Source organism: Pseudomonas morbosilactucae (genome assembly GCF_023241665.1).
Lineage (GTDB): Bacteria > Pseudomonadota > Gammaproteobacteria > Pseudomonadales > Pseudomonadaceae > Aquipseudomonas > Aquipseudomonas morbosilactucae.
This window is the reverse complement of record NZ_JALQCX010000011.1, coordinates 219,743-234,205: the sequence shown is the minus strand read 5'-3', so window position 1 is coordinate 234,205 and position 14,463 is coordinate 219,743. Positions and strand designations below refer to the sequence as shown.

Genomic DNA, 14,463 nt, shown 5'->3' with positions numbered 1-14,463 from the left:
GCCTGAGTGGTCAGCTAATCGATTAAAAAGCTTCTACCCGTATGCTTTGAGCGTCTTTTGGCGGGTGCTGTCGAGTGCTGAAAGCCATGCATTAATTTGTGCTGATTATTGTGTACAATTTTTTTGAAAAATGTCTTAATCGGATCCTCGCCGCATCCGTTCGCGCTCTAAAACGGTGCGGTCTCCTTACTAACTGACTCGGGAGGCGCGAGGCCTGGACGCTTTGAAAGGCGGCCGGCACGCAGAATCAATGGGACGTTTGACTACACACGTTTTGGATGCCGCACATGGCTGCCCCGGCAGCGCAATCAAGGTCGAGCTGTATCGGGTCGAGGGCGCCCAGCTGGAACTGGTCGCCAGCGCCTTGACCAACAGCGACGGCCGCTGTGATACCCCGTTATTGCAAGGCGATGACTACCGCTCCGGGGTTTACCAACTGCAGTTCCATGCCGGCGATTACTACCGCGCCCGTGGCGTGCAATTGCCAGAGCCGGCGTTTCTCGATGTGGTGGTGCTGCGTTTCGGCATCTCTGCTGAACAGGAGCATTACCACGTGCCGCTGCTGATCTCGCCCTACAGCTATTCGACCTACAGAGGAAGCTAGGACTTTCCCCCAAGAATCCTGCGCAAATAGCTTCTTTGGTCTTTTGCCCGCTCACACTGCGGGCTTTTTTTCGCCAGTCATAAAGTCCTCCCCGCCAGCCGGCGCCTACACCCTCAGGCAAGCGCCGGCCTGGCGGGGCGTGAAGCCCTTAACGACTGAGCAGGGAAGCGGCTCCAGCGCCACCAAACAGCCCGGCACTGATGCGGTTGAACCAGCTCTGGCCCTTGCCGCTGCGCAGGTAACGCGCCGCACCGTGGGCACCCAGGCCGTAGGCCAGCTTGCACAGCAGGTCGAGCACGGTCCAGGTGGCAATCATGATCAGCAACTGGGGCAGAAACGGCTGCTGGGCACTGAGAAACTGCGGCAGGAAAGCGGCGAAGAACAGGATGTCCTTCGGGTTACTGGCACCCAGTACAAAGGCGCGCCCAAAGAGTGCACGGAAGCGTGGTATTGGTGCGGCTTCCGGCACGTTGGCGCCCTGGGACGGCTGGCGTGATTGCTGCCAACTCTGCCAGGCGAGGTAAAACAGGTACAGGGCGCCGACGATTTTCAGCGCGCTGAACAGTTGTTCCGAGGCCAGCAGCAACGCGCCCAGGCCCAGCGCCGAGGCACTGAGCAGGCAGATCGAGGCAATCACCCCACCCAGAAACGCCGGGTACGAACGGCGCAGGCCATAGTTCAGGCTGTTGCTGATCATCAGCAACGACAAGGGGCCCGGGATCAGGATCACCACCAGGGCAGCGCCGCTGAACAGCAGCCAGGTTTCCAGACTCATCACTTTCCTCCATATGAACAAAAGCCCCACCCGACGGGGTGAGGCGGGGGCAACGGGTACTGCTTACAAGAAAATGAACTTGGCGATAAAAATCGCACACAGCACGTACAGGCTGATGGAGATTTCCTTGTGTTTACCGGTGCCGGCCTTCAGCACCACGTAAGTGATAAAGCCCAGGGCGATGCCGTCGGCCACGGAAAAAGTCAGCGGCATCATGATCGCCGTGACGATGGCCGGAATGCTGTCGGTGGCTTCGTCCCAGTTAATGTGGGCCATGCCGCCCATCATCAGCATCGCCACGTAAATCAACGCACCAGCCGTGGCATAAGCGGGGATCATGCCAGCCAGCGGGGCGAAGAACATGGCGGCAATAAATAGCACACCTACGGTCACGGCGGTAAGACCAGTCCGACCACCTGCGGCGACACCAGCGGCGCTTTCGACGTAGCTGGTGACCGGTGGTACACCGACCACGGCGCCGAATACGCTGGAGGCGCTGTCGGCCTTGAGGGCGCGGGAGAGGTTTTCGATCTTGCCGTCGGCGTTCACCAGCCCGGCGCGTTGGGCCACGCCCATCAAGGTGCCGGCGGTGTCGAACATGTGTACGAAGAGAAAGGCCAGCACCACGCTGATCATGCTGACGTTGAACACACCGGCGATGTCCATGGCCATCCAGGTCGGCGCCAGGCTCGGCGGGGTGGACAGGATGCCGTTGTATTGCACCAGCCCCAGGCCCCATCCGGCCAGGGTCACAGTGATGATGCTGATCAGGATCGCGCCGAACACCCGGTGGTAGCTGAGCACAGCAATCATCAGGAAACAGATGGCGGCCAGCAGCGGCCCCGGTTCGCGCAAGGAGCCCAGCTTGATCAGGGTCGCCGGGCTGTCAACGATGATGCCTGCGGTTTTCAGGCCGATCAGCCCGAGAAACAGGCCGACCCCGGCGCCCATGGCGTAGCGCAGGCTCACGGGAATGCTGTTGAGTAGCCATTCGCGAACCCGCGACAGGGTCAGGATCATGAACAGCACGCCGGAAATGAACACCGCACCCAGGGCGGTTTCCCAGTTGTAGCCCATGGTGCCGACCACGGTGTAGGTGAAGAACGCGTTGAGGCCCATGCCCGGCGCCAGGCCCACTGGCCAGTTGGCGTAGAGCCCCATCAACAGGCAACCCAAGGCCGCGGCGATGCAGGTGGCGACGAAGGCGGCGCCATGATCGATGCCGGCATCCGCCATGATGTTGGGGTTGACGAAGATGATGTAGGCCATGGTGATGAAGGTGGTCAGCCCGGCGATCAACTCGGTCTTTACCGTGGTGCCATGCAATTTGAGTTTGAAGATTCGCTCCAGCCAACCGCTGGTCTGCGGCGGCGAGAGATCCAGCGTCGGGGCTTCGGATTTGCGGCTTTCCACAGCAAGTACTCCTCAAGAGTTTTATTGTTTTTTCCAGAACCGGACACGCGAGGGTGGGCAGCGGCTCTTTGAGGCAGGCAAGGCTGGCGGGTTTTGTTGACTGAAAGGTCAGGAACTCGCACGTGGCGAATTATGCTTTTGTATACAAAGAAAGCAAATAATGTTTTTTGTGTTGTGTGCGAAAAATCTGATGGGCAGGGCATATCGCCGGCAAGCCGGCGCCCGGGGAGGAGGGGTCAGTCGCGTTCGGGGCGTTGCTGGTTCTCCCCCAGGGCCTGGTTCACCGCCAGCCAGCCGTTGACCGCGGCTTCGCCCGCTTCGGAGAACGCTCGCTGCAGCAATTTGACTTGCTCGCGGCGCAGGGACTCCTCGAAGCGCCGCCCGTCGGCGGTCAGTTCCAGCAGGCGCTTCCGCTTGTCGCTCTCGGGCGCGACGCTGTTGACCAGGTGCATTTCCATCAGTTGGCGCAGCGGAATGTTCAGCGCTTGCTTGCTCACCCCGAGCACCGTCAGCAGTTCCTTGACGCTAAGCCCCGGGTAGCGGGCGATAAAAAACACGATGCGTTGATGCACTCGACTCAGGCCGCGGCGCTCGAGCATTTCATCCGCCTTGGCAGTGAAGGCCTGGTAGCCGAAGAAAAAGGCTTCCATGGCGGTTTGTTGCGAGGTCTGGTTTTTAAGGTCAAGCATATTGACGTATCTATCCAGGTCAGCGTAATTTCGGTCAACCAGTTTGACGTATTTCCTTCAGCCTTCGCTAGCGGTGATCTCCATGGCCTTCTCCGAACGTGTTTCGCGCCTTAAAAGCTCCTTGATCCGTGAAATCCTTGCCGCCGCCCAGCGTCCGGAAGTGATGTCGTTTGCCGGAGGCCTGCCGGCTGAAGTGATGCTGCCCAAGATCCAGTGGGATGAGATGCCGCTCGCCATGGGCCAATACGGTATGAGCGAGGGTGAACCGCAGCTGCGCGAAATCCTCGCGGCCGAGGCCCGGGCCTTGGGCGTGCCCTGCGAAGCCAGCCAGGTTCTGGTGGTCAGTGGGTCCCAGCAGACCCTGGACCTGGCGGCCAAGCTGTACATCGACAAGGGCACGCAGATCATGCTCGAAGCGCCCACCTACCTGGCGGCGCTGCAGATTTTCCAACTGTTCGGTGCCGACTGCCTGACCGTGCCCCTGGAGGCGGATGGCCCTGACCTGACGCAACTGCGGGCCAACCTGGAGCAGCACCAGCCAGCCTTTATCTACCTGATACCGACCTTCCAGAACCCGTCGGCAGTGCGCTACAGCGAAGCCAAGCGCGATGCCGTGGCCGCCTTGCTGGACGAGTTCGGGGTGACCCTGATCGAGGACGAGCCCTACCGTGAACTGAGCTTCGACGGCGGCAGCGCCACGCCGATTGTCAGCCGCCTGAAAAAGGCCAGCTGGATCTACACTGGCACTGTGTCCAAGACCTTGCTGCCGGGGTTGCGCGTCGGTTATCTGATCGCCAGCCCGGACTTGTTTCCCCACCTGTTGCGGCTGAAACAATCGGCGGACCTGCACACCAACCGTGTGGGCCAGTGGCAAGCGATGCAATGGCTGGGCACCGAGAAATTTCAGCGTCACCTCAGTGAACTGCGGTCCTTCTACCGTGTACGCCGGGACGGTTTTCAGACCGCACTGGAGACGCATTTCTCTGACCTGGCCGACTGGCAGGTGCCTCAAGGCGGGCTGTTTTTCTGGCTCACCCTGAAGCAGCCGCTGGACACCCGGACCTTGCTCAAGGCCGCGTTGGAGCAGGATGTCGCCTTTATGCCGGGTGAACCGTTCTTCTCCGAGCCGGAGCTGAACCCGGGGCATTTTCGCTTGAACTTCAGCCACATTGACCCGGCGCGCCTGAACGAAGGGCTCAAGCGCTTGGCCGGTGTGATCCGTCAGGCACAGGCTGCACAGGCAGCCTAAGGGGGAGGTCATGTACAAGGTTCACGGCGATTACCGTTCGGGCAACTGCTACAAAATCAAGCTGATGCTCCACCTGCTCGACCTGCCCTATGAGTGGCAGGCGGTGGATATTCTGGGGGGCGACACGCAGACCCCGGCGTTCCTGGCGAAGAACCCCAATGGCAAGATCCCGGTGCTGGAGCTGGAAGACGGCACTTGTTTGTGGGAATCCAACGCGATCCTGAATTTCCTGGCCGACGGCAGTGAGTTTTTGCCCAGCAAGCCGCGTTTGCGCACCCAGGTTCTGCAATGGCAGTTTTTCGAGCAATACAGCCACGAGCCCTACATTGCCGTGGCGCGTTTTATCCAGCACTACCAAGGGCTGCCGGACGATCGACGCCAGGAGTATGAAAAACTCCATAAGCGTGGCTACAAGGCGCTGGACGTGATGGAGCAGCAATTGAGCCGCACGCCTTATCTGGTCGGCGAACATTACTCCATCGCCGATATAGCGCTCTTCGCCTACACCCACGTCGCTGATGAGGGCGGCTTCGATTTGCAGCGCTACCCGGGCATCCAGGCCTGGATCCGACGGGTGCAAAGCCAACCCGGGCATGTGGCGATGCTCGACTGAGGCATGCCTGAATCTCCCCCTGAACCGGCCTTGTGCGGTTCAGGGGTTTTCAGCTGCTGGAGTGTCGGCCAGGCACTCTTCGAGCATTTGATAACAACGCTGGGCTGCCGGACTCAAGTGCTGGCCGCTGCGGCGGATCAGGCCGATTTCACGGCTGACTTTGGGGTGTTTGACGGTGATGCGTCGCAAGCCTTCGCGACCGTCATCGGCAGACTCCGGCAGCAGGGTAATGCCCAGGCCCTGGCGCACCAGGGCCAGGACGGTGGTCATGTAGTTGGCCTCCATCGCCGAGAGCAAGGTCAGGCGGCTTTCATCGAACAGTGCTTCGACCTGCTCGCGCACGCTGCTATCACGGCCGGTGAGGATGATGGGGTGCACCGCCAGTTCCCTTAGACCCACCGAGGTGCGCTGGGCCAGTGGGTGGTCGAGGGCGACGAACAGGCACAGGCGATCCACCAGCAACGGTTGGAAGTCCAGCCCGTGGCTGAGTCGGGCGCGGCCGCCGATGCCGAAATCCACCTCGCCGGCGCGTACCTGGGCGTGGATGCGGTGGGCGACCAAATCCTGCAGGCGTACCTCGATCCCGGCAAAACGTTCGCGAAACAGGCGCAAGGCCGGTGGCAGCACGCCCGCGCACACCGAGGGCAGGGCGGCGATGGTCACCACGCCACGGCGCAGGGCGGCCAGGTCCCGGGAGCCGCTGACAATGTTGTCCAGGTCCAGCAAGAGTTTCTCCATCGGCCCACGGGCTTCCTGGCCGGCGGCGGTCAGGCTGACGTGGCGCGGGCTGCGATCCAGCAGGGCGACCCCCAGCCAGTCCTCCAACTGTTGAACCTGCACCGTCAGCGCCGAAGGCGACAGATGCAGCTCAGTGGCGGCCTTGGTGAAGTTGCCGCTGCGGGCCACGGCGAGGAAGGCCTGGATGTGCTGAATCGAGTTCTTCATTTTGTTTTTCCGAATACAAGGCACTGAATATTCCAATTTACAAAGACTAGCGCGGTTCCAATACTCGGGGAAAACAATAACCGCCCGCTTCCGTGCCCAGGCACAGCGAAACGGCACACTGGAGCTGCCCCATGCTCGCCACAATCGGTGTCATCACCATTCTCTGTCTGCTCGCCGCTGTCATGAGCAAACGCCTCTCTCCTCTGGTTGCGCTGATTGCGCTGCCGATCATTGCCGCCTTGCTCGCTGGGTTCGGCTTGCAAACCAGCACCTTTATCGTCGCCGGTATCAAGAACGTCGCCCCCGTGGTGGGCATGTTCGTCTTTGCCATTCTGTTCTTCGGCATCATGACCGACGCCGGCATGCTCGATCCGATCATCGACCGCATCCTGCGCACGGTCGGCACCCGGCCGACGCGGATTGTGGTGGGTACCGCACTCTTGGCCCTGCTGGTGCACCTGGACGGTTCCGGTGCGGTGACCTTCCTGGTCACGGTGCCGGCCATGCTGCCGCTCTATACTCGGCTGGGCATCGACCGGAGGATTCTCGCCTGCGTCGCGGCCATGGCCGCCGGGGTCAACTTCCTGCCCTGGACCGGCCCGGTGCTGCGTTCTTCGGCAGCCCTGCATGTGCCGGTAGCGGACCTGTTCCAGCCACTGATCCCGGTGCAGATCGTCGGTCTGCTGTTTGTTTTTGCCAGCGCCTGGTGGCTGGGCCGCCGTGAAGAGCGGCGCCTGGGCCTGGGGGCGAATGCCGTCAGTGGGGCGGGGGTGCCGAGCCGGGTATTGAGCGAGGCCGAGGAGGCGCTGCGTCGTCCCGGGCGCTTCTGGATCAACCTGCTGCTGACCCTGCTGGTGATGCTGATCATGATTGCCGGCTGGGTCGATCCGGTGGTGATGTTCATGGTCGGTACCGTGCTGGCGCTGTGCATCAACTACCCGGACGTCGAGGCCCAGCGTGCCCGCATCGACGCCCATGCCAAGACCGCCCTGACCATGGCCAGTATCCTGCTCGCCGCCGGTGTGTTCACCGGCATCATGCAGGGCACCGGCATGCTAAAGGCGATTGCCGAAGTGGCGGTGGCGCAAATTCCCGCCGGCCACGGCAAGCTGATTCCGACGGTGGTGGGCTTGTTGTCCATGCCGCTGAGCATGCTGTTCGACCCCGATTCCTATTACTTCGGCGTGATGCCGGTGATCGCCGAAGTGGGCAAGGCCCTGGGCGTCGACCCGTTGCAAGTGGCCCAGGCCTCGTTGCTCGGGGTGCACACCACCGGCTTCCCGGTGAGCCCGCTGACCCCGGCGACTTTCCTGCTGGTGGGTTTGTGCAAGATCGAGTTGGCCGACCACCAGCGCTTCACCATCCCTTTTCTGTTCGCCGCGTCGGTGTTGATGACCTTGACCGCGCTGTTGCTGGGAGTTTTTTAAGATGAAAACCATACGTATCGGCGCCGGCGCCGGTTACTCGGGCGACCGTATCGAGCCGGCCATCGAGTTGGCGGCCCAGGGCGACCTGGATTACCTGGTCTTCGAATGCTTGGCGGAACGTACCATTGCCCTGGCGCAACAGGCGCGCATCAGCGACCCACAAGGCGGTTACGATCCCCTGCTGAGTGAGCGCATGCGCCGTGTCCTGCCTTTTGTCGGCCGGCCTGAAGGTCGGCGCCGCCTGCGGGTCATCACCAATATGGGGGCGCCAACCCGGTGGCGGCGGCCACTGAGGTCCGGCGAATCGCCAGTGAACTGGGGCTCGATCTCAAGGTGTTGGCGGTGGTAGGCGATGATGTACTGGACTTGTTGCGTCAGCAGCCCGAGCAGGTGCTGGATAACGGCCAAAGCCTGGGCTCCCTGGGGCAGCGGGTGATTTCCGCGAATGCCTATTTGGGTGTCGACGGCATTCTGGATGCCTTGCGTGCCGATGCGGATGTGGTGATCACCGGGCGCGTGGCGGACCCGTCGTTGTTCCTGGCGCCGCAGATGTTCGAGTTCGGCTGGGCGACGGACGACTGGCAGCGCCTGGGGCGCGGGACCCTGGTTGGCCATTTGCTGGAATGTGCAGGCCAGGTCAGCGGCGGTTATTTTGCCGACCCGGGTTTCAAGGACGTGGATGACCTGGCGCGCCTGGGTTTCCCCCTGGCCGAGATCGATTTCGAGGGCGAGGCCTTGATCACCAAGGTGGCCGGGTCAGGGGGGCAGGTCAGCCGTGCTACCTGCACGGAGCAGCTGATTTATGAAGTCCATGACCCGGCGGCTTACCTGACGCCGGACGTTACCGCCGACTTTTCCCAGGTGGCCTTTGTCGAGGAGGGTGTTGACCGGGTGCGGGCCCAGGGGGCTGCGGGGCATGCGCAGCCGGAGCAGTTGAAAGTCAGCGTGGGCTATCTGGACGGTTGGATCGGCGAAGGCCAGATGTCCTATGGCGGCCCTGGTGCCGTTGCGCGGGCGCAGTTGGCACGGGACGTGGTGCTCAAGCGTCTGGAACTGATGGGCGTAAAAATGCAGGACGTGCGTGCCGAGCTGATAGGAATGGATTCGCTGCATGGCCAGCGCAACAGCGTCGAGCCTTGGGAGGTGCGCCTGCGGGTGGCCGCCCGCTGTGAGGACCGCAGCGAGGCCGTGCGAGTCGGCAATGAAGTGGAAACCCTTTACACCAATGGCCCGTCCGGTGGTGGCGGCGCCAGCAAGAGCGTGCGCCAGGTGGTGGCGGTGGCTTCATTGCTGGTACCCCGTAGCACGGTCAAGCCGAGGATCGAAGCATGAAACTGCATAGCCTGGCCCATTCCCGTACCGGCGATAAGGGCGACACCTCGAACATCTCGATCATCGCCTACCGCGCCGAGGATTATCCGTTGCTGCGCGAGCAGCTCACGGCCGAGCGAGTGGGCGAGTTCTTTTCGGCCTTGCTGGAGCCCGGTGCGGCGCCGGTGCGGCGCTATGAGTTGCCCAACGTACAGGCGCTGAACTTTGTGCTGCCGGGCATCCTGCGCGGCGGCGTGACCCGCTCGCTGGCACTGGACGCCCACGGCAAATGCCTGGGCTCGGCCCTGCTGGACCTCACCTTGTAACCGCTGGCTTTTGTAGGCGCTGGTTTGCCAGCGATTACAGCCGCAAAATCACCGCCCAATCCAAGGTCGCCTCGCCGGCAAGCCGGCTCCTACAGAAGGTGGGGTGGTGGTTTTTTGTAGGAGGCTGGCTTGCCAGCATGGCGTCCGCAAGGTCACCGCCCAATCCAAGGACGTCTCGCCGACAAGCCGGCTCCTACACAGGGAGGCGATGGCGGCTGGGGGATCGCCTACCAAACCAACGCCTCTTTGTCGGCTGGGGGTCAGATCGCGGCGAAGCGCTTGTCCAGGTAATCGATGATGACCTTGGATTCGTACATCCAGGTGGTCTGGCCGTTTTCTTCGATGCGCAGGCACGGCACTTTGATCTTGCCGCCTTGTTCCAGCAGGGTCTGGCGATCCTGCTCGTTGTTCTTCGCGTCGCGCAGGGCAACGGGCACGTTCAGGCGGTGCAGGGTGCGGCGGGTCTTTACGCAGAACGGGCAGGCATGGAACTGGTACAGGGTCAGGCCCTTGGCCGCTTGTTCAACCTGGGCCTGGTCGGCGGCAGGGCGCTGCTGTTTGCGCGGGCGTGTGATGAAATCGAGGAAAATAATGAGCTGGCCCAGGCCGACTCGAAGCGCTTTGACGATCACGGTATTGCCTCTTGCCCATGAATGAAGGGGCAGCAGCTTACCTGATTTTTACCAGGCGAAAAAAAACCGGCGATAAACGCCGGTTTTCGGGTTCCGCCGCCTTACTTGATCAGGCTGAGGAACTCACTGCGGGTGGCCGCATTCTCGCGGAATTCGCCCAGCATCACCGAGGTGATCATCGACGAGTTCTGCTTCTCGACACCGCGCATCATCATGCACATGTGCTTGGCTTCGATCACCACGGCCACACCCAGGGCGCCGGTCACTTGCTGGACCGCGTCGGCGATCTGCCGGCTGAGGTTTTCCTGGATCTGCAGGCGCCGGGCGTACATATCAACGATACGCGCGACTTTCGACAGCCCCAGGACCTTGCCGCTAGGGATGTAGGCGACGTGGGCCTTGCCGATGAAAGGCAGCAGGTGGTGTTCGCACAGCGAGTAGAGCTCGATGTCCTTGACCAGCACCATTTCACTGTTGTCGGAGCTGAACAAGGCACCGTTGGTGACTTCTTCCAGCGTTTGTTCATAACCGCGGCAAAGGTACTGCATGGCTTTGGCGGCACGTTTTGGCGTGTCGAGCAGGCCCTCGCGGGTAACGTCTTCGCCCAGTTGGCCGAGGATCGCGGTGTAATTCTGTTCCAGGGACATGAAACTACCTGTGGGATTTTACGCAAAGGGCAAGGGTACGGTGGCGGACTCGGCGCTGCAAGCGCGACGCACCGGCTTTATTCGTCGCGGCCTTCCATCATGGTGCGCTTGAGCATCACGTAGAGGGCGCCGGCACCGCCATGCTTGGCTTGGCACGAAGCGAAGCCCAGTACCTGGGGATGCTGGCGCAGCCAGGTGTTGACGTGGCTCTTGATCATCGGCCGCTTGCCGTCCAGGCGCACGGCCTTGCCATGGGTCACGCGGACGCAGCGGATTTCGAATTTTGTGGCTTCGGCAAGAAAGGCCCACAGGGTTTCCCGGGCCTTCTCCACGGTCATGCCGTGCAGGTCGAGGCTGCCTTCGAAGGGGATCTGGCCGATTTTCAGCTTGCGCATCTGGCTGTCCTGGACACCGTCGCGGGCCCACATCAGCTCATCTTCCGGACCGACGTCGATCACGAACTGATCGGACAGCCCATCCACCGTGGTGTTTTCGGTTCGCACCGTGGCGGCTAGGCGCAGCTTGGCAATCTGTGCGCGATCGGCCTTGGGTTTGCCGGTTTCGGCGCGATCATGCTTGATCGGCTTGACGCCTTGGATCGCGCTTTTGAATAGGGAAAAATCGTCGTCTTGCATGTCAGCCTCCGCGAAGGGCGGCCAGTTTACCCAACTCGGCGCCTGAGGCACGTGGGAAAACGCGCCCGGCGAGCTTCAGTCAGTCATGTTTTTTCATCAGGTGTGGCGCCATGTTCAGCGCCTGGGGCTGGCGCATGCGCCGACGGCAGCGACGCCATAACCAGACGCCGAAGTACAGCAACAACAGGCCGATCGCCAGAATCACCGCCGAACCCAGGGGGCTGGCGTTCAGTTCCCCAAGCGCCGGAGGGCGTCCCAACAGGCTGGCGGCGCCAGCCATGGCCAGCAGTACGCCACAGGTCGCCAACAGTGCAGAAAATGCCGCGCCCAGGCGCAAGCGCCAGTTTCGCGGGCCTTTGGGCCGCAAACGGCGTGCGTCAAAACCATCGGATATCTTCATTCCGACCTTCCTCAATGGGTATCGGCCCTTCGACCGGGACTTGGCCGGGTGGTTCCTGAGGCTAAGGCAATTGCGGCAAATGACCGTTCTTTACGGATGAGCGGCCGGCCAGCCGCTCATCGAGGCGAAATCAGATCAGGTCTTTGGTCAGGGCGAGGGTGGCGAAGTTGTCGGCCATGATGGCCATTTCAGTCTGCTGCACGTGCTCGGCGCTGAGGATGCCGCCCTTGTAAGGCAGGTCGCGGGTGGCGCAGGCGTCTTCCACCAGGGTGCAGCGAAAACCCAGGTTCTTGGCGGCACGCACGGTGGTGCTGACGCTGGAATGGCTCATGAAGCCGGCGACGATCAGATCCAGGGAGCCGAGGTCCTGCAGGCGTTTTTCCAGTTCGGTACCGTGGAAGGCGCTGGGCAGCAGTTTGCCGATGACGGTTTCATCGCCTTGGGGTTCGAGCCCGGGGATGAATTGGCCACGTTCGCCCTGGGGGTCGAACAGACCGCCCACGGTGCCGAGATGGCGCACATGCACGATAGGGCGACCGGCGGCACGGGCGGCGGCCACCAGTTGCTTGATATGTTCGACGGCCGCGTCCATGCCGGACAGGGCCAGCGGACCGCTGAGGTACTCTTTCTGGGCGTCGATGATCACAAGGGTCGCGTGGCTCAAATTGGCCGCTGCATAACCACGACCGCTGAGTTGAAACATCGTCTTTGGAACGGACATTCTGGGGCTCCTGTGAGTGGGGCTTTTGCGACATTGTCCTCTGGCGGAGCGAATCTGTGAATCGCTACTAACGTAAGGTACGTGGTTGTTGGCTTACAGCCGTGTCAAGAGGGGCCTGGGATTGGCCGCGACAGGGCAAAAAGCCATGATCGTGCTCCCGAACGCGGTTTTTTCATGCGTCGTCGGTAGGTGTTTTGGCTGGTAGACTTGGCGGTCGTTTTTTTCAGGAGTCTTTTCCCCGTGATCACTTCCCGCCTTCGCACCTTGCGTGACCATATCCGCTGGGCTGTCAGCCGCTTTCATGGGGAGGATCTGTTCTTCGGCCATGGTACCGACAATGCCTGGGACGAAGCCCGTCAGTTGGTGCTCGGGGCCCTGCACCTGCCATGGGAAATCGCCGACAGCTACCTGGACTGCGCGCTTGAAGAAGACGAATTGGTCAACCTGCAGCGCCTGCTCAAGCGGCGTATCACCGACCGTGTGCCCACCGCTTACCTGCTGGGCGAGGCCTGGTTCTGCGGCATGTCGTTCATCGTTGATGAGCGGGTGTTGATTCCCCGTTCGCCGATTGGCGAGCTGATCGAGAAACGTTTTGAACCCTGGCTGGGGGCCGAGCCGGCGCGGATTCTCGATCTGTGCACCGGGTCCGGTTGCATCGGTATCGCCTGCGCCTACGAATTCCAGAACGCCGAAGTGGTGTTGGCCGACCTGTCGTTCGAGGCCCTTGAAGTGGCCAATCAGAACATTGAGCGCCATGGCGTCGATGAACGTGTGTACACGGTCCAGGGCGATGGTTTCGATGGGTTGCCGGGGCAGCGTTTCGACTTGATCGTGTCGAACCCGCCCTACGTAGATGCCGAAGATTTTGCCGACATGCCGGACGAGTACCAGCATGAGCCGGAGTTGGGGCTGGCCTGTGGCGAAGATGGCTTGAACCTGGTTCGGCGGATGCTTGCCGAAGCGGCGGATCATCTGACCGAGAAGGGTCTGATGATTGTCGAAGTCGGCAACAGCCAGGTGCACGTGGAAGCCCTGTACCCGGAAGTGGACTTCGCCTGGCTCGACTTCGAGCGCGGTGGTCATGGGGTGTTCATGCTGACCGCAGAGCAGTGCCGTCAGCATCAGGCGCTGTTCGCTTCCAGAGTCTGAATCAGCCGGGGCCCGTGTCAGGGCGGGCCCCGCGCTGGTCTGCGTCGCGTCTCAGCGGTGGGTCGCGATCCAGATCAGCAGGCCGGCCTGGAATACGGCGAAAGCCACCAGGCAGGTGATGGTGAAGCGCAGCCCTGTGTCTTCACGTTTGTATTTGGTGACTTTTTCATCCTGCTTGCGCAGTTTGACTTCCAGTTCCGCGAGGTTCTGTTCGGCTTGCTGGAGCATCTGCGCCGCTTCGAGGATTTCCACGAACTGCAGTTTTTCAGTGTTCCACTGGCTGTGCAGCTCGCCGACTTGAACGTCCTTGACGCTGCCTTTCAGGTGCTGGGCATCGGCGTACACCACATCGAAGCCCTGGACGCGCAGCACATGGTCGCGGCGTAGGCGGGTGTCTTCGTTGAGGGCGTCCTTGTTGGCCAGGTCAAAGCCTTCCACTCGGTAGTGGGACCATTTCTTCTGCGCCCAGAGTGCACCCTGAGCCATCAGGAAACGCCCGATACCACGGTTATACGGCTCGATTTGCAGGCCGTTTTCCGGCTGGAAATGCACGAGATGCTGGGTGTGGTCGACCCACACATCCAGGGTGTTCTGCTCTTTGCGCACCCGCTGGCCAGGCAGCGAGATGCTCATGCGCAGCAGGCTGCGTTCTTTGTGGTTGCGTTCGGCGTAGCCGAATTCGACAAAGCGCAGAGGCCTCACGCCTGTGGCCCGATCGGTTTGCAGGGGCGCCAGGCGAAGCATCTTGTGATGCTCGGCATGCACGTCGGCCCAAGGCAGCTCGACCGTTTCCGGTGCGGGCTTCTCCAGCTCGGTTTCGGGTGAATTCGGGGTATCAGTCATAACGGCGAGGTCCTGTCCAAGCGCTGCTTGCCGACAGCAATTGAACGGCCGGCAAAGACTTATCGGCCGTTTTTTGCAGGACTG

Annotated in this window: 16 protein-coding genes and 1 pseudogene; 7 read left to right on the top strand and 10 right to left on the bottom strand. The window is 61.7% G+C overall.

The genetic code is table 11. The features are described from left to right. Nucleotides 1-250 precede the first annotated feature (250 nt). A complete protein-coding gene (gene uraH, locus M1B35_RS07640; RefSeq protein WP_268261625.1) occupies nucleotides 251-604 on the top strand; it encodes a hydroxyisourate hydrolase in 354 nt (117 codons plus the stop codon). 148 nt (nucleotides 605-752) lie between these two features. Here the strand turns inward: uraH and M1B35_RS07635 are convergent, their stop codons facing one another. The 3 genes from M1B35_RS07635 to M1B35_RS07625 all read right to left on the bottom strand — a co-directional run bounded on the left by M1B35_RS07635 (nucleotide 753) and on the right by M1B35_RS07625 (nucleotide 3,481). Then, nucleotides 753-1,379: a LysE family translocator gene (locus tag M1B35_RS07635; RefSeq protein WP_268261624.1), complete on the bottom strand. Its 627-nt coding sequence runs from the start codon at nucleotides 1,377-1,379 to the stop codon at nucleotides 753-755. A gap of 63 nt (nucleotides 1,380-1,442) precedes the next feature. After that, on the bottom strand, nucleotides 1,443-2,792 hold the full coding sequence (locus M1B35_RS07630) for an NCS2 family permease (protein ID WP_268261623.1): 1,350 nt from the start codon (nucleotides 2,790-2,792) through the stop codon (nucleotides 1,443-1,445). 236 nt (nucleotides 2,793-3,028) lie between these two features. Next, a complete protein-coding gene (locus tag M1B35_RS07625) occupies nucleotides 3,029-3,481 on the bottom strand; it encodes a MarR family winged helix-turn-helix transcriptional regulator (RefSeq protein WP_123328329.1) in 453 nt (150 codons plus the stop codon). A gap of 82 nt (nucleotides 3,482-3,563) precedes the next feature. Here M1B35_RS07625 and M1B35_RS07620 point away from each other — a divergent pair, with 82 nt between their 5' ends. Together M1B35_RS07620 and M1B35_RS07615 are read left to right on the top strand one after the other, a co-directional pair. Then, the gene (locus M1B35_RS07620; RefSeq protein WP_268261622.1) at nucleotides 3,564-4,730 is read left to right on the top strand and encodes an aminotransferase-like domain-containing protein; all 1,167 of its coding nucleotides are present in this window, start codon (nucleotides 3,564-3,566) and stop codon (nucleotides 4,728-4,730) included. A gap of 10 nt (nucleotides 4,731-4,740) precedes the next feature. Further along, a complete protein-coding gene (locus M1B35_RS07615; RefSeq protein ID WP_268261621.1) occupies nucleotides 4,741-5,343 on the top strand; it encodes a glutathione S-transferase family protein in 603 nt (200 codons plus the stop codon). Nucleotides 5,344-5,382: 39 nt separating this feature from the next. On the opposite strand, the gene M1B35_RS07610 is transcribed toward M1B35_RS07615, so the two are convergent. Then, nucleotides 5,383-6,288, bottom strand: coding sequence for a LysR family transcriptional regulator (locus tag M1B35_RS07610; protein ID WP_123328326.1), 906 nt, complete (start codon nucleotides 6,286-6,288; stop codon nucleotides 5,383-5,385). Between the two features lie 131 nt (nucleotides 6,289-6,419). On the opposite strand from M1B35_RS07610, the gene M1B35_RS07605 reads away from it, so the two are divergent. From M1B35_RS07605 to M1B35_RS07595, 3 genes and pseudogenes are all read left to right on the top strand, one after another. Continuing rightward, the gene (locus M1B35_RS07605) at nucleotides 6,420-7,715 is read left to right on the top strand and encodes a CitMHS family transporter (RefSeq protein ID WP_123328325.1); all 1,296 of its coding nucleotides are present in this window, start codon (nucleotides 6,420-6,422) and stop codon (nucleotides 7,713-7,715) included. A 1-nt stretch (nucleotide 7,716) separates the two neighbouring features. Continuing rightward, nucleotides 7,717-9,047: pseudogene (locus M1B35_RS07600) on the top strand (acyclic terpene utilization AtuA family protein). Then, on the top strand, nucleotides 9,044-9,352 hold the full coding sequence (locus tag M1B35_RS07595) for an AtuA-related protein (RefSeq protein WP_268261620.1): 309 nt from the start codon (nucleotides 9,044-9,046) through the stop codon (nucleotides 9,350-9,352). The pseudogene M1B35_RS07600 and the gene M1B35_RS07595 overlap by 4 nt, the downstream one beginning before the upstream one ends. Before the next feature lie 260 nt (nucleotides 9,353-9,612). On the opposite strand, the gene M1B35_RS07590 is transcribed toward M1B35_RS07595, so the two are convergent. The 5 genes from M1B35_RS07590 to M1B35_RS07570 all read right to left on the bottom strand — a co-directional run bounded on the left by M1B35_RS07590 (nucleotide 9,613) and on the right by M1B35_RS07570 (nucleotide 12,387). Continuing rightward, the gene (locus tag M1B35_RS07590; protein ID WP_123328322.1) at nucleotides 9,613-9,984 is read right to left on the bottom strand and encodes a glutathione S-transferase N-terminal domain-containing protein; all 372 of its coding nucleotides are present in this window, start codon (nucleotides 9,982-9,984) and stop codon (nucleotides 9,613-9,615) included. Between the two features lie 101 nt (nucleotides 9,985-10,085). Further along, nucleotides 10,086-10,631, bottom strand: a complete 546-nt coding sequence (gene folE, locus M1B35_RS07585) for a GTP cyclohydrolase I FolE (protein WP_123328321.1) — start codon at nucleotides 10,629-10,631, stop codon at nucleotides 10,086-10,088. Between the two features lie 77 nt (nucleotides 10,632-10,708). Next, complete coding sequence (locus M1B35_RS07580) at nucleotides 10,709-11,266, bottom strand: Smr/MutS family protein (RefSeq protein ID WP_123328320.1); 558 nt, start codon at nucleotides 11,264-11,266, stop codon at nucleotides 10,709-10,711. A 79-nt stretch (nucleotides 11,267-11,345) separates the two neighbouring features. Beyond that, nucleotides 11,346-11,666: a hypothetical protein gene (locus M1B35_RS07575; protein WP_123328319.1), complete on the bottom strand. Its 321-nt coding sequence runs from the start codon at nucleotides 11,664-11,666 to the stop codon at nucleotides 11,346-11,348. 130 nt (nucleotides 11,667-11,796) lie between these two features. Further along, on the bottom strand, nucleotides 11,797-12,387 hold the full coding sequence (locus M1B35_RS07570) for a cysteine hydrolase family protein (RefSeq protein WP_123328318.1): 591 nt from the start codon (nucleotides 12,385-12,387) through the stop codon (nucleotides 11,797-11,799). A 240-nt stretch (nucleotides 12,388-12,627) separates the two neighbouring features. Here M1B35_RS07570 and prmB point away from each other — a divergent pair, with 240 nt between their 5' ends. Further along, nucleotides 12,628-13,536 carry a 50S ribosomal protein L3 N(5)-glutamine methyltransferase gene (prmB, locus tag M1B35_RS07565; RefSeq protein WP_123328317.1) on the top strand — a complete coding sequence of 303 codons (909 nt, stop codon included), beginning with the start codon at nucleotides 12,628-12,630 and terminating at the stop codon, nucleotides 13,534-13,536. A 51-nt stretch (nucleotides 13,537-13,587) separates the two neighbouring features. Here the strand turns inward: prmB and M1B35_RS07560 are convergent, their stop codons facing one another. Then, nucleotides 13,588-14,379, bottom strand: a complete 792-nt coding sequence (locus M1B35_RS07560) for a hypothetical protein (protein ID WP_123328316.1) — start codon at nucleotides 14,377-14,379, stop codon at nucleotides 13,588-13,590. Nucleotides 14,380-14,463 lie beyond the last annotated feature (84 nt).